Here is an 18,788-nt window from a genome sequence, read left to right as displayed (position 1 = left end):
AAATGTTTTCGCTAATTTAAGATTTATTTTCAAAGTAAATTATTAGAAAGCTGTGAGTTATGGACATAAATAAGTTGATAAATTAAGTTAGCGACATTCAGTTAGCATGAGACTATTCTTTTTAACTTTACAAAGCTATAAACAAATAATTCTTGCCTAAATGAGACCAATACATAATTTTGAATTAAAAAGCATCCGCACTGAAGAACCACCACAATTAACGAAATATAATATATTTGAAGGCTATCAAATATTTCAATCCAATTTCAATAATGATTTATATGTCTTGTTCGACCACGATTTTGAAATATATAGATGTATTGAATTTGTGGGTATGAATAAAATGGACCTTGATAAAAGCATCTCAATTTTTATAACGGACTATTATGTGAATTTATCTGATGAAGAAAAAAATACACCTACAATTTATTTGCCGAAGGAAACTAAAGATTAATATGCTGATTAATCACTTATTTTCAGTTTTTAATTTATTAAACTCTTCAATTGTTTTATAACCTAGGAACGAATGCCTTCTTTTTTTATTATACCAATTTTCAATATATTCGTATACTTCGACTCTGGTTTGCTTTCTTGAAAGTAACTTATTTCCAGTAAGTAATTCCGCTTTAAAAAAAGTAAAAAAACTTTCACAGACAGCATTATCAGTATGGTTTTCTCTACGGCTCATACTTCGGATAACACGATTATAAGAATCCAATTTATTTGTGAAAAGTTTATTAGCATATTGAACTCCTCTATCAGAATGGAAAATCAATTCTTTATTGATTTTTCTGTTATTAACAGCCATTTCCCAAGCGGGTAAAGTTGTTGCTTTAGTGCTCATTGTCGTACTTAAATTCCATCCTATGATTTTCCTATCAAATAAATCCATTACAATAGTAAGATACAAAAAGCCTTTGGTTGTTTGTATATATGTTATATCTGAAACCCAAACTTTTGAAGGCTCACTTACTGTAAATTCTTTATTTAAAACATTTGGAACTATATAGTGATTATGAAATGAATCAGTAGTGACCTTAAACTTTCTTTTAATTTTTCGACGCAGGCCCAACATTCTCATGTACTTTTTTACTGAAGAATTTTTTATTTTAAATCCTCTATTTTGAAGCTCTCTTGTAATTTTGAAGCATCCATATCTTCGCCTAAATTCATAGTATATAGATATAATTTCTTGTTTCAATAAAATTACTCGAGATTCTGTATCTGTAACTTCTTGCTTTTTTCTTCTATAATATGTTGTTTCTGATACTTCCAGAACAGCTAACATTTTAGCAATTGTAAATTCAGATTTGTTGTTTTCAATGAAATTTTTAGTCGGTATTTTTCCTTGCGAAACGTATTTAGTTCCTCTTTTTAAAATTTGAAGAGAAATTTTCGAATCTTTAATTTTTCTTTCAAGGTCTGTAATTACAGCTTGTTCCGCAGTTAAATTTGGGTGACCAGGGCCTGGAAAACTTCTTGTTCCAAATTTTTCAAAGTCTTTTCGCCATTTGTACAAATTATCTGGAGATATTCCCAACTCTCTTGCAAGACATGCAAGTTGTCCCTTACCTCGCTCATAACTTAATTTAACTGCATTCACTTTGAAAGTACGTTCGTATGTTTTCATAGGCTGAAGTTTATCGTCAAAGGTTTTCAAAATATTCAGATATTTTTTCTTGCATTTGTTTTCTGGTAAAAAGCATATTTAAATTAACCAATTCAGATTTAAAAGATTTGAAAAAACTTTCTGACACAGCATTGTCAGAATGATTTCCTATTCGACTCATACTTCTTCTAATAAACTTATAGGAGTCTAATTTATGGCTGAAGATTTTGTTAGCATATTGAATACCTCTATTGGAATGAAATATAAGTCCGTTCTCTGGTTTTCTTTTATTGACAGCCATTTCCCATGCTGGCATTGTTGTTTCATTTATAGTTAATCCAGTACTAAGATTCCATCCAATAACTTTTCTGTCATATAAATCCATAATAATTGTTACAAACAAAAATCCGTTGGATGTTTGGATTCGGGCTATGTCAGATATCCATGCCTTGCATGGTTCTTCGAATGTGAATTGCTGATTTAAAATATTTGGAAATTTATAGGGACTGTTAAGTGAATTTGTCTTAAGTCGGTAATTTCTTCTAATCTTACTAACAAGACCTAGTTTTCTCATATGAATACACACTTGACCTGTTTTTATTTTAAACCCTCTACTTTGCAACTCTGCTGTAATTTTTGCACCTCCATACAACTCTCTGAATTCATAAAATATGGAAGTTATCTCTTTTTGCAACAAATTTACCCTATGCTGTCTTTGCGAAATTGTCTGACTTTTCCATTTGTCAAATGTAGTTTTATCTGTACCCAAAACTTTACACATTTTTGTAATTGTGTATTTGTCTGAATGTTTTTTTATAAAGTCATAGATGGTAAGGTTGGATTCAGAAATGTATTTACTAGCACTTTTAAAAATTTCAAGCTTAAGTTCTGATTCTTTTAGCTCGTTTTTTAGTTTCCTTTTTAGTTTGGAAAATTCTGCTTGTTCTTTATTTAATCTCCAGTTGCCACGTCCACAGAAACTTGCTGTTCCAAATTCAAGAAATTCTTGTCTCCATCGAGTCATAAGCGGAGGTTTAATACCAAGCTCTCGTGCGCCTTTTGTAAGACCAATTTTATACCCTAATTGGACTGCTTTCTCTTTAAAGTTACGGTCGTAAAGTCTGCGTTCTCCCATTTGTATTATTTTATGTTCTATATTGCGTGAATTTAAAAATAGAAATAATAAAAAGAACAAAGCTTAAAAGGTTGAAATATTGATATTTAACTTCCTATTTTTAACTTATATTAATTAAATTTGATGTTTTGATAAACATTATTATTGTTAAAATGGAAGAAATTTTTATTAACGACAAAGAAAAATATCTCAAGGAAAACTATCCTTTTGGAGGTACTCCAAGTATACCAGAACTAACAAGCGAAATAGTATGTTATCACTGCAATAAAATATATAAAGTAGGTGATTACAAAGTTTTTAAAGAAGATGGTATTGAATATATTTATTGCCCTAGTGCTCCTGAGTGTGACGGAACAATTATAGATTGGATTCCTCTTGGGTGAAATAATTCTATAATAAAATCAGAATTTAAAACTTTTAACTAAATAGATATGACTACAAATTCATTTACTTTACCTGATAAATATCTAGTAAAAAAATCACAAATCAATGGAAAAATTAATGCTTTGAAAGGAGATTATATTGCGACCCAAACAAAAGACGGCACAGCATACACGATTGATTTTGAAGATGATTTTAATGGTGAAGAGTTTAAAAAATGGTTGGTTGACTTAATACCTGATATCCATGAATTTTAATTATAAAACTCAATTTTAGAATTAGTCTATCACACTTTTTTATAATTTATTATAAGGTAAGAGTTTAATAAAGTTATGGATTATTATTTGAATTTTTATTGGGAAAATAATGTTTTAAAATATAAGGGAAGGACCAAGCAAGCATAGCATCAACTGCACCGAGTAATGCCATATTTTGCCAAGGACGGTTTATGTAGTTCAGGTATATTAAAAAACCAAAACCAATTAAAAAGCATATTACAATTGCCATAACGATGACCGCCTTGAGAACTAAGTCGGTTAATGCTTGATATATATTAACTTGACTTTTTGTCGCCATCTTCAATGTATTGATAATATTCAACTATATTTAGCTCGCTAGTTTTAAATGAAAAGTCATTTAAACCTTCTATTTCACAAGTTAAGCAATTTATATGCTCAGGAATTTCTTCTATGGTGTCATAAACATTAATTACACCACAAGATTCATTTTTACATTCGACGGCAAATTTTCTCTTAAATATTCCTTGACGCACAGCTAATTTGCAGATTAGTCTAGCTAATCTGGTAGAAATATTAAAAAAACTTCTCACATTTTCAACAGAAATGTTGTCGGGATTAGTTTCTTCAATAATAGAAGCTTTTTTATCAAAAAATTTTTTAAACATATTAATTGTTTACTAAAATCAAATCAATTAAATCATTGGTTCCGTTTAAAAATGGAGGGTATACGGAAAAATTTATTATTCCAAGTGATGGGTCAATAGCAAAATGGTTTACAAGATTTTGCCTTTGCAATATACGAAATATTGTGTGTCTTATAGGTGTTTTAATTAATTCAGCATAAAGGAGTGGCATCTGTTTTTTTATCAATTTACCTGCATCCATTACTTCGTGAGATGTTGAATCATTTTTTTTAAATTTGACTTTTAATGCATCTATTTCATCAATATCCCATAGATATTTAATTCCTTTGTTTAAATCATACTTAAATAAATTTATAGGGTTTGCGAAAGGAACTATAGTCTTTAAGATAGCTTCGTCATTTAAATCACGAGTTGCACCAATAATTTTATCTGTTGTAATGGTAGAAATATCTCTTTCAAGAATATTGATATGAATGGTAAGAACAGTTTTTCTCTTGTGTATTTGAACAGGAACTAAGAAATTAAATTTGTCGATAGTTCCCTTAGCTTTATTATAGCCCTCGTATACAATAGGAACCAACAAATTAAAAATAGAGTGGCTATTTGTTATTTTTTGGCTATTTATAAAAGCTGGATGCTTGTCTAGCCAAGTGTCTGTTAGAACTCCTTTAAATTCGTAAACATAAACATATTGTTTTAATAAAGAAAAATTATCAAAAATAATTTTATTAAGTGTTGCAACATTATGTGTATTAGTAATATTGATTAATAATCCAGCTTGCCTCTCTTTTGAATCACTAAGATTAAAAATTGTTTTTAAAGATTCTACAGAAAATGCTTTTAGTAATCTTTTATAAACTTCGATATTACTATTAATGTTTGGTGTACTCATATTTTGTTAATATTTTTTCACAATAATAGTAATAAAAATCTTCAAATAAGATTATCCTTACTAAGTATTTTTAAAGGAATTATTAACAGTAATTTGTTTTTAACCCAAAGTATATTTTCTAATCAACTCGGTAACTGTTGGTTTTAAGTATTGAATAAGCTCATTTTTTTCTTCTTCACTTTCAAATTCTGTTATGTTATGCTCTTTCAGAATTTCATTCAACTTAGAATTTATTTTTTTTGTAAAATCTTCTATAGTGCCAAGATGATTTGCTAGAGCTTTTAGTTTACTAATTCCTACGCTAGATTTTACAGGGTTTCTTGTAGAATTTATTATCAATTCCCCTTCTCGGACTAACTCATTTTTAATTGCTTCTTTATCCATTTTTTTATCTTTTATCTTTTACTAATTTATGAATAAAAAAAGCTTGCTGTATTTGTAATTGTAACTTTTACTAACTTATTTATAGTTCAAAATGTTTATAAGTATCTAATATTTAATTTGTTGGAATTATTAGATTTGTTTTGTCGAAATTTTATATTATTACTATGTTTTTTAATTATTATAGCCCAACAGAAATAACAGAACCTGTACTGCAATTATTAAAAAGGTTTGAAGGTAGGCAATATGAATTGATTACTATTCCAATCAAAACTGAATCATTTTCAGTTCCAAGTGATTGCTATAATAATGTTAATAAAAAGATACAATTATCCAAAGGCAAAATTCGATATGGTTGGTCAGTTTATGATAATGATTATTTCATTGAAGCCGAAAAACATGCTATTTGGGAAAGCCCAGATGGAGAATATATTGATATATCTTGTCCAAATTCAGAAAATATTAATCAGTTATTGTTTATTATGGATGATGTTGATGATGGAATTTATGTTCCTAATATCCGTTGCAATTATAGAAAACAGCAAGCTATCGATGATTATTTTATGATTTTTGAAATTTTAAATGTGTTGATTATACATTACGGGAGAGATAGTAAAGAAATTAAAGATTTAGTTATTTTTCCCCATGAACTTAATGACGGAGTAAAAACTTTGTACTCATTAATTGCCGATTATAGAGAGTACATTATATCAGGTATACGTAACTGTATTTGTGGTTCATCAATTTTATATGAAAATTGTCATGGTAGTAAAACAGTACAAAGGACACTTAATTATATTGATGAGATTATTAAAAAAAACAATTTAAAAAAAAATTAAACTAATTGTGTATGTATTCTATTGTATAATTGAAGAACAGTTGTAGCAAAGAATTGATTGCCATATCTAGTCTTGAAATTTAATTTGTTTAAATAGGTAGCTATTTCACGGTAACTCATTCCTTTTTCTTTACAGCTTAAAATAACAAACTGAGCTTGTCTATTCCTATCGTTATTAATGGCATTTTCTTTTATTTTCTTAAGACCTTTGGCTCTTGCCTCATTATTAAGATTCTTTGGTGTTCCTAGCAATGCACCTTTATTCTTTAACTCTGCTAATGCAAGTTTAGTTCTTGAACTAATAAGTTTTGCTTCCTGTTCTGCCAGTGCCGAAAAAATATGGATAGTAAAATTATTTGCTGATGGCATGTCAACAGCTAGAAACTCAATGCCAGCATCCATTAGTGAGCTCACAAAATTTACATTTCGAGCTAAACGGTCTAATTTGGCTATAATCAGAACCGCATTTTCATTTTTAGCTAATTGAATTGCTTTATGGATTTCTATACGTTCACGCTTATTGGTTCCTGTTTCAATTTCAGTAAACTCATTAATAATGACACCATTTTGTGATTCTACATATTTTACGACCGAGCTTTTCTGAGCAGACAGTCCTAAACCACTAACTCCCTGTTCTTTTCGGCTAACACGATAATAAGATACAAATTTTTTCATAGTCAAAATTTAAGGTGTAATAATCCTTAGACGACCGTTTATGAATTATTACACTGCAATAGTCCAGGTTTTTTTTAAACTATCCTAGAAAAATCCTGGATTTCCTGGACTCACGGATTTTTGGGTCGTTTCTGAGCACAAAAAGGCGAGGTCTTAGCCTCGTTCTTTGGATTGTAGCAATCGGGAAAACTCTTCAATTTCCTTATCGGTGAAGTTCATCGCTTTGAACGATAGCGGGTATCTGACTTTTTGAGTCTTCAGTACTTGTTTTAGTTGAGAAAAGCTTATTACTATTTTCATGGTCTCTTTTACTTATAAATATCGTTAAAAATTTATTTGGATTTTTTTCTCAGAAATTTTTCAGCGTAGTTTACGGACATATCAGAGCTACGGAGAAGCAATGTGTACATTTTGGGCATTACAGGGGGAGGTAACTTGACTCTGAAAACTCAGTGTTTGCAGGGGATAGGAAGGACTCAGGGGGGATTGAATTGTCTGTTGAGGTTGATTACTTCATTTTCAGCCCCCTCCAGCTTTTACAGGAGCATCTTTAGTTCTATAGGAACACAATACTCCACTTAGTGGTACAGGAAACGGCTGATAAGGTTTAATTTATCTCTCTATCATAGCTATTTATTACAGATACGTTGCAACACCAGTAATAGCAAAGGCTACAGACGTATTTTGACCATAACATTTAGGGGCAGTTTGCGCCATCGACCCTGTTGAGAGGGTTTTCTCTATCTCTTCCTATTATATTACTTGTGATAGAGCAGGATTCTCTTTACGTTGAAGCGTATTGTCTTTAGTCTTTCCTTTTGTTGGAATAGTATTGACAATCTTTGTACCTAAGCTTACTGCGCAACTGCGTCTGCCTTGCTAGTCTATCCTTGTGTTTAACTGGGGGTGGGAGTTTCCTCTAGTAGATAACCTTTGCGCTCGCCCTTTCCCTTACGTTGGAGTTTATTTGATAATCTTTGAGTTGAATTAATCTGTTTGTGTTGAAGTATTGTCTTATCCTTTATACTTGTCTTTGTGGTCATCAAGACCACATAAGACATATCTTTCTTTTATCTCACAGTTATCCGCTGTCTACTTCCGCCAGCAATAACTTATATAGTTAAGAACCGCAAAATTACGGTATCATATTTTGTAGTATTGATGATTTTACTGGGGTTGTTGCAATACCGCCACTTTACGGTATAATAGTTTGTTATGATGGGTCAGTGCCTTATAATAAACAACACTTCAACGACCCAACCTGTACCTACCAATTTATTTTAATAAGTATTGACCTTTTCAATGAGTATGAGTATACTTGAATATAACTAGCGGAGTAAACCGCTTTAACTAAAAATCCCTAGTGCTGGGATAAACAGGAGTCGACACCTGCCCAGCTCTTAGTCTAGGTTAAGGACAAAATTATAACGCTAAGATAAAGCCTCACAAGATGGAAAAGAAAAAACTGACCCAACCAAAAAAGTACAATAGAATAACATTTCACGTGAAAGAAAGACAAGCAGGAACTTTCAGCCTAGTATCAAACACAATCCTATATAATAAAAAACTAACTCATTTCGATAAGTTGCTCATTATTAGCATCCTAAGCGATGACGATAGTTACATATTTAATGTTATGACGTATGCAAATCGATTTGGGTGTAGCGATGATACAATAGGTAAATCAATCAAAAGACTTAAAAAGGCTGGGTATATCATACAAACCAAAGTAGATAAACGCTTTAATATGTGGACATATAAAATAAGTGAATACGGAAACCTAAACAAAGAATCCGTGGAAACTACCGAATTGGAAGCACCAGAGGTGGAAAATACATACGACCCATCCGAGCAAATACCATCAACGGAACACATAAGTCTCCCACTAGATGGTTCAATCTTAGCAGTTGAATCTGATGTTAAACCGTTAGTTTTAAAAGACTATGCTAATATAATTTTTGACGAGATTGACAAATCAATTAGGCAAGACAAGTACGTCGATATTGAAAATTGCATCGAGTATTTTAAAACTGCAATTGCTAATGGTACGCTTAAAAGTGCCGACCAGCTAAACATTGAAAATATAAATCTGATAATAAAAAAGTTCATCATCAATGAACCCGTACAAGTTGCACCATCAAGAATAACTGAAGCGGAATGTGTTAAGATAATTGAAAACAAAATGACAGGGGGAACTGTTAACCAACGTAAAGACACTCATAAGAAGGTATTGCAATGGTTTATTGATGCACAACACAACAAAACCCATGATGAAATTGAAGCCAAAACCTTTACAACACATCACAATAGTAAAACAGCAGGTCGAGTAATTGACCAAAAATATAATGACTAAGAATGAACAGATTTATAAGGTGCTGAAAATACATGATAAGCAGAATCCAGAAACATATTTTGTATCAGAGAGCTTTATAAAAAATGGCTAGCGTTCAAATCACTTTGTTTTGGAATTGGGAATGTTAATGCCTTTAAAGAACTCTTCCAAGCTTACATCTAATAATCTACAAACTTTTATTAGAGTTTTCAACTCGAAGTTGGCTCCAGTTTCAAGTCTCCAATATGCGGAACGACTCATTTCTAATGCGAATGCGATGTGTTCGTAGTTAGAGTATCCTTTAGCTTTTCTTAGCTCTTTTAAACGCAATGCGATAGCTTGCAATTCTTTTATGCTGTCTTTTGGAGTTGAATCTTTCATACTCCAAATCTCAATATTTTGTCTGTTTTGAGGTACTCTATAATAAAGTACACTATATATTAGAATTTTTGATTATGTTTGTGCCTATAATCTAAAACTAAAAAAAAATGAAAAAAATCTTTACCCCAACAACATTCTTTATTTTTTCTATAGTTTTCCTAGTTTTTGCTTTTGGACTGAAAAGCTATAAGAAAGGAGGCAACATTGATTCTATCGAAAGTGTTGAAAATTTTATCAAGGGAAAATGGCACGATGAAATTGTCAGCAGAGGCGGTCTGATAACATATTACAGATTCGAAATAACAGATACTCAAATAAGATGCTGGAAATCAAATATGATATTATCAAATACAGGGCGTTCATCAGATAACATAACCAGTGATTGGACTGAACAGCCTCCTGTTACTTTATCTATTGGCAGTGTTCAGGAAGAAGCGGAAAGTTCAAGTTCTTATGCGAAAAAAATCAGGTCACTTGGAAATTGCAGTTACGGAACATATACGTTTGAGCATAACGAAAAGTTAGGGAATGCTCTAATTTTTAAAGAAATCAATGCTAGCGAAGGATTTCATACTGGCAAACTGGACAAGGGTTGGGAATATTAATAATTCAATTCTATAAAACACCAATAAATTTAATCTTAATCATACTATAAACAATGAAAAAAAATATACTTTTAATATTAATCGGAATTTTAACTGTTAACTGCTCTTCTGATGAATCACAAGAGAACTCTGAAAGCTCCACTAAATCTTCATTCAGTTTTACATTAGATAATAAAACGGAATACACATCAATTCATGATGAAAAAATAAATGATTATGATATTTTTCCAACTACTTGGGAAAAGAAACAGGTTACAAACACTGCTGACAGCAAATACACTATTAGCTCAAGCGTTTCAATAAAAGGAGAAGCAGACGAATACTATCACTATACTGATTTTAACATTATAACTTCTGATAAGACATTGCAGGTAAATAAGACATACGATATTGATATTGATATTGAAGTAGCTTTAGTTTTGGGTTTACCTTTGGCAAAAGACCCAACTGTATGTTATACAACTGCCAGCTTATTTGTTCGTGATGAAACAGTCGGAAAAGTTAAAATAACCAGCTTTGATGGCGAAACTCTAAAAGGAGAATTTACAATTAGTAACTTAAGCAATAGCAATGGATATTCTAATATTGGATTCTGCAATGGTACTCAGATAAAAGAAAAATTTTTCAACATCAGTAAAGGCACATTTACAGCTATTCCAAAAAAATAAGATTCTTCTAAAAAAAACATTAAACAAAAGCCACTCTATTCAAGTGGCTTTTCTTATTGAATAGAAACCTATTGAAAAAAGATATTTCTTTTACTTACCTCAATTTTTTGGTGTAAATGATATTCATCTAGTGATATAACTAAAGAGCAATTAATGCATTTCATTAGTCTATTATAATGCATCATACAATATTTAAGAGTTGGGACCACAATTATCTTTAATATTTCTATAAATTTTGTAATTTATTAAACTTCAAATCAGTTCCTATTTCAAGCTTATTTTCTCTCAGTTCATTTTTTATAATCGAAGCTACTTCACCTAAACTCAATGAGGAATGATTTGTGTATATCGAAGAACTTAAATTAGACCTGTAATAAGCACCTTTGATTTGTCTGGTCACTGTTTTGTCGAGTATGATATATTCTGCATCTTTAAGTATAGGAAAAATTTTGAGAATATCGCTTGAATAGCTGTAATCTCTTAAGACAATTTCAAGAACAGTATGCTTAACATTGTGCTCGATTATGTTTATTGAGTATATAAAACTATTTATATACTTTTTTAATAGTTCTTTTGAACCTTCTATTGTTTGAAGATTATCAGTGATTACTGATTCAACATTTGATTGCTTGTCATATATCAATAACTTATTGGATTCTATTTTAGATTTTTCTTGTTGGATTTTATTCAGTTCAGATTCAAGATTTTCAATTTTTTTAGCTGTAGCATCTATAAGTTCAAGTATGTTGGAACTTCTGAGCTTTCTAACTGATTTAAGAATTTCAATATTTTCATTTATACCATTTTTTATATCATTTTCTCTAGCAATAAAGTTTTGTAAATGATTTTCAAGCTGAGATAAGTATTTATCAGGATTGATTTCATTTATAACTTTTGATAAAGCAGGCAAATCTGCTTTTATCAATGACCAAACAGCACTGTCAATAAGATTCATGCTTAATGATTTAGTACTTGAACAAGGTTTTGAATCACCTCGGCTAGTACAACGATAGCTGTTTTTTTGTTCTCCCTTATTAATTCTGTAGTTGCCTTGCAACTTTCGACCACAGGACGGGCAATTTATCAACTTTGATAACAAGGTAATATGTTTAGTTTGTTTATCACCTTGTGTAATATTTGATTTTAGTTTGTCTTGTACTTTGTTGAATATTTCCTTTTCAATAATAACAGGATATCTAATCTTATTAGCTGATGTAAGATATTCAGATTCGTTTAAAACAATACCAAATTTTGGATTTTTGCGCTTATTGTTGGTTGTTTTCTCACCTGTATATGCTTGTTCTTTGAGTAACTTGTTAACATTTCTTTTACTATGAGTATAAGAATGGAAACCACGCTTAATGCATTCAAGTGATATTGTTTTTATTGACGGATTTTTTACATTTTCCAAGCCATTAAGATACCAATTGAAGATTGTTCTCACTATGGTAGCTTGACTTTCATTTATTACAAGCGTATTCTTTTCGCTTTCGGTCATCATTCTATTATATCCAAACAAAAGTTTGCCACTGATTGACAAACCTAATTGCATCAACTCCTTTCTTTTTCGTTGAAACCTTTCAAGTTTTTGTTTTACCTCGGATTCAGCAAACAAACCAAACAATGTGAAAATCATTTCAGCCTGCTGTGTTATCTTTCCTGATTCATCAAGCAATTTGAAATCTAAATCTTTTATATAAATTTGAATCTGTTGATTTAGACACCATTCTTTGATAGAATGTAAAATGCTTTGTCTTCTTGCAAGCCTAGAAATCTCAGTTGTCAGGACAGTATTGTATTCAGGATTCCGTTCAATGTAATTGAACATTTCGGTGGTCCCAATTTTTTGGTTCAAATCAGCGAATGCAGTTTCTTTAGTTTCAATTATATGAAATTCTTTATAACCTAAAGAGTGTCCATAATATTTGAGGTCTTGTATTTGAGCTTGAAAATCTTGTTCAGATGTACTCACTCTCACTAATATAATTGCCTTCTTCATTTTGCAAAGATAAACCAAAAATGGTATTTGTTTACTATATTATCATTTTAATTGGTCCGCCCGGCGCAGGAAAAACAATGCTGGCGAAACGAGTTCCTAGTATTTTACCACCAATGACTTTGCGTGAAGCTTTAGAAACAACCAAAATTCATAGCGTAGCAGGAAAATTAAAAGAAGTTGGTTTGATGAATCAACGGCCGTTTAGAAGTCCGCATCATACTATTTCTAATGTGGCATTAGTTGGAGGCGGAAGTTACCCGCAACCGGGAGAAATTTCAATGGCGCATAATGGCGTTTTGTTTTTAGATGAACTCCCAGAATTTAAACGGGATGTTTTGGAAGTAATGCGCCAGCCGTTAGAAGATCGTGAAGTGACTATTTCGCGTGCTAAGTTTACAATTACGTATCCGTCTTCTTTTATGTTGGTGGCTAGCATGAACCCGAGTCCAAGCGGTTTTTTTAACGATCCCAGTTCACCCAATACAACTTCTCCTCATGATATGCAGCGTTATATGAGTAAAATATCGGGTCCACTTTTAGATCGAATAGATATTCATATTGAAGTCACGCCTGTCCCATTTGAAAAATTGGCTGATGATAAAAAAGCAGAAAGCAGTGTCGAAATTCGTAAACGTGTGACTGCAGCGCGAGAGATTCAAACCAAACGATTTGAAACAATAGAAAATGTAAACTATAATGCTCAAATGAGCAGTAAACTTATTAGAGAATACTGCGTTTTAGATGAAGCTTCAAAGGAATTACTCAAAACGGCCATGGAAAGGTTAAATCTTTCAGCACGAGCATACGATAGGATTTTGAAAGTTTCCAGAACTATTGCTGATTTAGATAATTCAGAAAATATCATTTCCCATCATATTTCAGAAGCAATTCAATATAGAAGTTTGGATAGAGAAGGGTGGTTGGGGTAATATTACTAGAATATGAAATGTAAATAATAATAATTTACATTTCATATTTTTCTGTAAATTATTTCCACTTCCAATAATTTTCAATATTGTATTTTACATTTAAGCTGTTAGCAAGTTGTCTTAGAAATGGTATCATTTCATTAATATTCTGTATTTTGTCTTTTGGTAAGATTAGTGAATTACCAATATTCAGCTGTATAAAAAGTGAGGAACTTATTTCGTTTATTTCTTCAATTTCACTTGTAGCTATTTTAATTTCGCTTCCGCTAATGTCTTTTGATGAGATAAAATCTTGGTCAATTTCAAGAACAATAGTTTTGTGAAATCGATTTTTATAATTTTCTTTTATAAAGCTTTCGTAATGTTTTATGTAATGTCTTCTTTCCCAAAATGAATAGAGAAAAAAACATAAGAATCCTAATGAAAAAAAAATAATAGCTCCTTGTGTATCATTTGAATAAAGATAAAAAGCTGCGACGGCAATGTAAATTAGAGGAATTATTATTTTGTTTCTACGTCTTTTCTTTTTGATTCTATCGGATTTTGAAGCTGTATATAGCTGATATTGTAAAAAATCATTTGCGTTAAGTTGATAACTAATAATCATATTTATTTTATTTCGAGAGTAGTTTATTAGTTTTATTCTTTACTTGTCGAATAAAAGAATTTAAAAGAATTCGCAACCGCCGGATGCAGAATAGTTCCATGGTTTTCTTCCGGAAAATAATCGAAATAGACTTTAATGTTTTTGCTTTTAGAGGCTTTTATTTTTTCAGCCAGTACATTAGCATCAACTTCCATCACTCTTGGAATTTCTGTTGGCGTTAATCCTTCTTTACCAACGGCAATATAAATGTCTGTTTGCTGTTTAAAATTCTCTTGCAGTATTTCAGAATCTAAATCCAGTATAGAACCATTATTCCACCATAAACTCGGACTTACAATCACGTATTTGTTAAAGAGATACGGTTTTTTAAGTAGAATTTCTGTTTCCAATAGTCCGCCCAAAGATTGCCCGATTATGGTTTTAGATTCGTTGGTCTTATATTTTTTATCAATAAAAGGCTGTAATTCTTTTTCTATAAAAGCAATAAACTGATTTGAATGACCTGTAGTCGGAAAACGAGTTTTATCATTTTCAATTGTTGTTGGAAATGTAAAATCTCTTCTTCTGTCGACTGTTGCAATTCCGACTACAATTGATTTCGGAACCTGATTGATCCATTCAAAACTATTAAATTGAACCAAACCAGTGATATGAATAAAATCTTCATCCGCAGAGCCGTCCAACAAATATATAACTGGATATTTTGTATCTTCAGAAGGATTGTATCCTTCAGGAAGATAAATGTTTAGAACTCTTTTTTCATTTAATTCCTTTGATTGAATTTCGTCAATAACCCCTAAAACAAATGGTTTAGCAGTTTCTGTAGTTTTGATTTTGCTTTTTTGACTGAATGCTGAAGAGGAAGATAAAAGGAGAAAAGCTAGGGTAATAAATTTGTTCATTAATTTGGCTGTAATTATTCGGTATTTAAGCCGAAAATACAAAAAAATCCTGGGTTTTGACTAAGCCTTCATCCTTATCTTTTTAAACTAAAATGGCTTTTAAATTCTTTTCCATTTTGTCTTTTTACAATAAACCAGTAATCATCGGCAGGTAGATTTTGGCCATTAAATGTTCCATCCCAAGAATTGGCATGATTTAATTTTTTTATGAGCTGCCCATAACGATCAAATATACTTACATCAATTCCCGGTTCTGCAGAAGCAAATTCTATGTTCCATGTATCATTAAAGCCATCTCCGTTGGGAGTGAAAAACTTTTGATACATTAATAAAAAAACTTCGTCGGTTGTAATACCACAGTTGTTTTTGTCACGCACATAAACAGCGTAAATACCGCTTGATAGATTCCTAAAAATAGAATCATCCTGAAAAGAAGTACCATCCAGAGAATATTCATAAACACCTTTTCCTGAAACATTTATTTCGATGACATTATCGTTTTCATTGAAATCTTGTGTAGTAATTTTTAAGATGGTGGCGCGATTGGATAAAATGACGTTAAAATTTTTAATAGAACTACAAAACTGGTCACCATATTTGGATGTTGCATTTATGGAATAATTGCCAGGTTGATTAATTACAATGGAGCTTGTAGTTGCTCCATTAGACCATAAATAGCTGTCAAATCCATTTCCTGCATCAACCAAAACGGTTTCATTTTCACATAATACAATAGTATCTGGAATCAAATTAAATGTTGGAGGTTCTTGTAAGGAAAAAGTAATTTTGGCTATACTATGACAGTACTCAGGAGATACAACAGCGGCAAAAATTGTAGCGTTATTTGAAACTTCGTAGTTGATGAGATTTTTAATTTCATTTGCTAAAACTAAATTTTCAGCATCCGTTTGCGATGAAAAATAATGAAAAGTATAATTTGAATAGTTGTTAACGAGATGACTTGCGTACGATTTTAAATTTACCTTTTCGACATTGTCATTTAATTCATCGCAAATGGAAACTTGATGATGATTAACGACTGGATCTGATAGTATTGTAGAATTAAAAGTAATGCCTGCTGGCTGAGAAAAACAACTTGTTCCATTTCTTGCCAGTAGAGTAAAATTTAAAATACCGCTTAAATTCGAAATGATATTGTTCTCTGACCATGTTAATCCATTATCAAAACTATAATAATCAGCTGGTGTTGTTATCGTAATGCTTCCAAAAGAATTACAGCCTGCATTTTTTATGGTATAACTTGGTGTACTGGTCGAAAGATCTCTTATAGGAACATATTTTGCGATAGATTCACAATTAGCCCTATCTCGCACTTTTATGAAATAATCTCCGGCAGAAAGATTTGAAAACAAAGGATTGGAGCACCAAGTATTCCCGTTATCAATGCTAAATTCTTTAGCGTTAGTTGTGATTTTAATGCTTCCGTTTTTGTAACAGTTTGCATTTTCAAAGGTGTAGTTTAGTTCAGTTTCAAAAATATAACTTTGAATATAGACTGATTCTCTCAATGAAATACAGCCCGCATCATCTTTGACTTTAATAATGTACCAACCTGATTTTAAATCGTTAATGGTATTGTTGCTTGTCCAAGACATTCCGTCATCAAAGCTATATTGTGAAGCAGTTGTTGTAACAGTAATGCTTCCAAGTGTACCGCAGGTAGGTTGTGTAGCAATAAGCTGAGGTTTTTTTGTATAATCTGTTCCTATATAAACTACTCTTTGTTGTGATATACAGCCTTTTTCATTTTTAATTATAACGGCATAGGAATCCGCTTTTAAATTTTTGAAGACTGGAATTGCTGACCAAGTTCCTCCATTATCAATACTGTATTCATAAGAAGGAGAAGGAGTTATTGATATTGTACCGCCTATTCCGCAACTTGCATTGGTTTGGACAACAGTTGGCATTGGTAGTAAAAAAGGATAGATTACAGCATAATAGGCATTTGAAATACAGCCCAATTTTGTTTTTATCCTGATTTTATAATCATGGTAGGGATCTGGTGATAAGTTGTCTAACACAGGATTTGTACTCCAGGTAACTCCATCATCAAAACTATATTCTAAGGCAGGTGTTGTCACGGTCAAAGAACCATTATTTTCTCCGCAGGAAGGTTGATTTATAGTTACTTTAGGAGGTGATGAAATAGTTTCTAAAGGAGGAAAGGTTAAAATAACATTTCGAAGATTCGAATAACAGCCATTTTTCTTGATCGATATATAGATAGGATTAAATGAAGCAGTTAAACCACTTTTAGAGGGATTTGTTGAGTAGGTAATTCCACCATCAAAGCTATATTCATCTGCTGGTGTACTAATGGTTAATGTTGTAATTCCAGGAAAACAAGGACTTTGATCAATTGAATATTCAGGAACATCAATAATTTCGCTGACATTATAAAGAGGACTGATTTTACACAAACTTGGATTAGTAATTTTTACTTGATAATTGCCAGTATTTGCAGAACCAAAAGAAATAGATAATGTGCAGTTGGTTTCTCCAACAATTGCAATACCGTCTTTGTACCATTGATGCGTATAACCTGTACCTATACTAGGATCTATTTTCGCATTTAAAACTAGATTGTTTTCACAAAAACTGCCTGTAGAAGTTATGCTGAGACCTAAATCGGAAGATTTGTTTAAAATGACATTATCAATATAAAAATAGGGAAAACACAACTGATAATCATATTCATTAACATAACTGTCAGACAATTCCTTTGGAGCTCCCAGCATAATCGAATTCATATCGAAAGGAGGAGTGAATTCTATTGTTAACTGCCCCCATTTTTTTGAAGGTAAATAAGTTGCATGACCCAATAGAAACCAATCTGGCGGAAGTTTATTACTGTTAGGAGGAATTGTTTTATTGCAATTGGCTTTTCCATAAATAGTTATATCTACTATTCCGCCGTTTAACTTGCCTAAATTACAGACTTGCCCTAATGGAAGATTATTGAAAGCATCTCTTCCCGATGTAGAAGCCGCTATATCAAAGTTTACTTGGTATTTTGTTCCAGCTTTTAAAGTAGCATTTGTACAGGCGGCGATAAACTCTTTATAATCTTGAGAAATTAATATTCCTGCTACACCATTTCCGTTTCGGGCAGGAAAAGGATAAACTCCTGCATCAGTCGCAGAAGCGGGTATAAAACCGCAAGAATTGATATAATCTGAAGTTGCAGTGCTGGGTAAAAACCAGTTTTCAACTGTTGAAAATTGAGCAAAAGTGCTTGGACAGGCATTTTTAAGTTCAAAATCATGATTATGAATCAAACTTGTTATAGGAGAAGCTACGCATAAACAATCTTCGTCATTCAGGTCAATTTTTCCATCGCCATCATCATCAATGCCATTATTGCAATTTTCTTGACCAAAGCTCAAAAAAGATATTAAAATGAAAGAAATTAAAAATACTTTTTTCATAACAATGATGAAAGAAAATTTATTGATTACGATTTATCCCGATATAATGTTTTTTAGTAGGTTAGAAATGAGTAATCTAGTAAAAATACATGCTTAGATTACTTTTGTTGAAATTTGCG

General features: G+C 31.4%; 19 protein-coding genes and 1 pseudogene. 8 read left to right on the top strand and 12 right to left on the bottom strand.

What is annotated here, in order from left to right; all coding sequences use genetic code 11:
• The first annotated feature begins 160 nt into the window (after positions 1–160).
• Positions 161–454, top strand: a complete 294-nt coding sequence (locus GSY47_RS14765; protein WP_219071439.1) for a hypothetical protein — start codon at positions 161–163, stop codon at positions 452–454.
• A 12-nt stretch (positions 455–466) separates the two neighbouring features.
• Here GSY47_RS14765 and GSY47_RS14760 read toward each other — a convergent pair whose 3' ends face one another.
• Positions 467–1,630: an IS3 family transposase gene (locus GSY47_RS14760; RefSeq protein WP_219071438.1), complete on the bottom strand. Its 1,164-nt coding sequence runs from the start codon at positions 1,628–1,630 to the stop codon at positions 467–469.
• Between the two features lie 16 nt (positions 1,631–1,646).
• Positions 1,647–2,744 carry an IS3 family transposase gene (locus tag GSY47_RS14755; protein WP_219071437.1) on the bottom strand — a complete coding sequence of 366 codons (1,098 nt, stop codon included), beginning with the start codon at positions 2,742–2,744 and terminating at the stop codon, positions 1,647–1,649.
• A gap of 128 nt (positions 2,745–2,872) precedes the next feature.
• Between GSY47_RS14755 and GSY47_RS14750 the strand changes: the two genes are divergently transcribed.
• Complete coding sequence (locus GSY47_RS14750) at positions 2,873–3,127, top strand: hypothetical protein (protein WP_219071436.1); 255 nt, start codon at positions 2,873–2,875, stop codon at positions 3,125–3,127.
• Between the two features lie 48 nt (positions 3,128–3,175).
• Entirely contained in the window at positions 3,176–3,382 is a 207-nt protein-coding gene (locus tag GSY47_RS14745) for a hypothetical protein (RefSeq protein WP_219071435.1), read from the top strand.
• 73 nt (positions 3,383–3,455) lie between these two features.
• On the opposite strand, the gene GSY47_RS14740 is transcribed toward GSY47_RS14745, so the two are convergent.
• The 4 genes from GSY47_RS14740 to GSY47_RS14725 all read right to left on the bottom strand — a co-directional run bounded on the left by GSY47_RS14740 (position 3,456) and on the right by GSY47_RS14725 (position 5,284).
• Positions 3,456–3,701, bottom strand: a complete 246-nt coding sequence (locus GSY47_RS14740) for a hypothetical protein (RefSeq protein ID WP_219071434.1) — start codon at positions 3,699–3,701, stop codon at positions 3,456–3,458.
• Positions 3,679–4,029, bottom strand: coding sequence for a hypothetical protein (locus tag GSY47_RS14735; RefSeq protein ID WP_219071433.1), 351 nt, complete (start codon positions 4,027–4,029; stop codon positions 3,679–3,681). Before GSY47_RS14735 ends, GSY47_RS14740 begins: the two co-directional genes overlap by 23 nt.
• A 1-nt stretch (position 4,030) precedes the next feature.
• Positions 4,031–4,900: a hypothetical protein gene (locus tag GSY47_RS14730; protein ID WP_219071432.1), complete on the bottom strand. Its 870-nt coding sequence runs from the start codon at positions 4,898–4,900 to the stop codon at positions 4,031–4,033.
• Between the two features lie 99 nt (positions 4,901–4,999).
• Positions 5,000–5,284 carry a hypothetical protein gene (locus GSY47_RS14725; protein ID WP_219071431.1) on the bottom strand — a complete coding sequence of 95 codons (285 nt, stop codon included), beginning with the start codon at positions 5,282–5,284 and terminating at the stop codon, positions 5,000–5,002.
• Positions 5,285–5,448: 164 nt separating this feature from the next.
• Between GSY47_RS14725 and GSY47_RS14720 the strand changes: the two genes are divergently transcribed.
• The gene (locus GSY47_RS14720; protein ID WP_219071430.1) at positions 5,449–6,120 is read left to right on the top strand and encodes a hypothetical protein; all 672 of its coding nucleotides are present in this window, start codon (positions 5,449–5,451) and stop codon (positions 6,118–6,120) included.
• Here the strand turns inward: GSY47_RS14720 and GSY47_RS14715 are convergent.
• Positions 6,117–6,794, bottom strand: coding sequence for a recombinase family protein (locus GSY47_RS14715; protein WP_219071429.1), 678 nt, complete (start codon positions 6,792–6,794; stop codon positions 6,117–6,119). The two genes, GSY47_RS14720 and GSY47_RS14715, sit on opposite strands and share 4 nt — an antisense overlap.
• A gap of 1,450 nt (positions 6,795–8,244) precedes the next feature.
• On the opposite strand from GSY47_RS14715, the gene GSY47_RS14710 reads away from it, so the two are divergent.
• Entirely contained in the window at positions 8,245–9,147 is a 903-nt protein-coding gene (locus GSY47_RS14710; RefSeq protein ID WP_219071428.1) for a helix-turn-helix domain-containing protein, read from the top strand.
• Positions 9,148–9,246: 99 nt separating this feature from the next.
• On the opposite strand, the gene GSY47_RS14705 is transcribed toward GSY47_RS14710, so the two are convergent.
• Positions 9,247–9,507 carry a helix-turn-helix domain-containing protein gene (locus tag GSY47_RS14705; RefSeq protein WP_219071427.1) on the bottom strand — a complete coding sequence of 87 codons (261 nt, stop codon included), beginning with the start codon at positions 9,505–9,507 and terminating at the stop codon, positions 9,247–9,249.
• Positions 9,508–9,614: 107 nt separating this feature from the next.
• On the opposite strand from GSY47_RS14705, the gene GSY47_RS14700 reads away from it, so the two are divergent.
• Positions 9,615–10,112, top strand: a complete 498-nt coding sequence (locus GSY47_RS14700) for a hypothetical protein (protein ID WP_219071426.1) — start codon at positions 9,615–9,617, stop codon at positions 10,110–10,112.
• 53 nt (positions 10,113–10,165) lie between these two features.
• A complete protein-coding gene (locus GSY47_RS14695) occupies positions 10,166–10,780 on the top strand; it encodes a hypothetical protein (RefSeq protein WP_219071425.1) in 615 nt (204 codons plus the stop codon).
• Positions 10,781–11,006: 226 nt separating this feature from the next.
• Here the strand turns inward: GSY47_RS14695 and GSY47_RS14690 are convergent, their stop codons facing one another.
• On the bottom strand, positions 11,007–12,779 hold the full coding sequence (locus GSY47_RS14690) for a recombinase family protein (RefSeq protein ID WP_219071424.1): 1,773 nt from the start codon (positions 12,777–12,779) through the stop codon (positions 11,007–11,009).
• 41 nt (positions 12,780–12,820) lie between these two features.
• On the opposite strand from GSY47_RS14690, the pseudogene GSY47_RS14685 reads away from it, so the two are divergent.
• Positions 12,821–13,708, top strand: a pseudogene (locus tag GSY47_RS14685) (YifB family Mg chelatase-like AAA ATPase); the annotation flags it as partial.
• Positions 13,709–13,766: 58 nt separating this feature from the next.
• Here GSY47_RS14685 and GSY47_RS14680 read toward each other — a convergent pair.
• The 3 genes from GSY47_RS14680 to GSY47_RS14670 form a co-directional block, all read right to left on the bottom strand.
• The gene (locus GSY47_RS14680; RefSeq protein ID WP_179006820.1) at positions 13,767–14,315 is read right to left on the bottom strand and encodes a hypothetical protein; all 549 of its coding nucleotides are present in this window, start codon (positions 14,313–14,315) and stop codon (positions 13,767–13,769) included.
• Positions 14,316–14,347: 32 nt separating this feature from the next.
• The gene (locus GSY47_RS14675; protein WP_179006822.1) at positions 14,348–15,217 is read right to left on the bottom strand and encodes an alpha/beta hydrolase; all 870 of its coding nucleotides are present in this window, start codon (positions 15,215–15,217) and stop codon (positions 14,348–14,350) included.
• Positions 15,218–15,291: 74 nt separating this feature from the next.
• The gene (locus tag GSY47_RS14670) at positions 15,292–18,669 is read right to left on the bottom strand and encodes a T9SS type B sorting domain-containing protein (protein ID WP_219071423.1); all 3,378 of its coding nucleotides are present in this window, start codon (positions 18,667–18,669) and stop codon (positions 15,292–15,294) included.
• Positions 18,670–18,788: the final 119 nt, after the last annotated feature.

This window comes from Flavobacterium quisquiliarum (assembly GCF_019308285.1).
GTDB lineage: Bacteria > Bacteroidota > Bacteroidia > Flavobacteriales > Flavobacteriaceae > Flavobacterium > Flavobacterium quisquiliarum.
The sequence above is the reverse complement of the archived record's forward strand: the minus strand, read 5'-3'. Positions and strand labels throughout refer to the sequence as shown.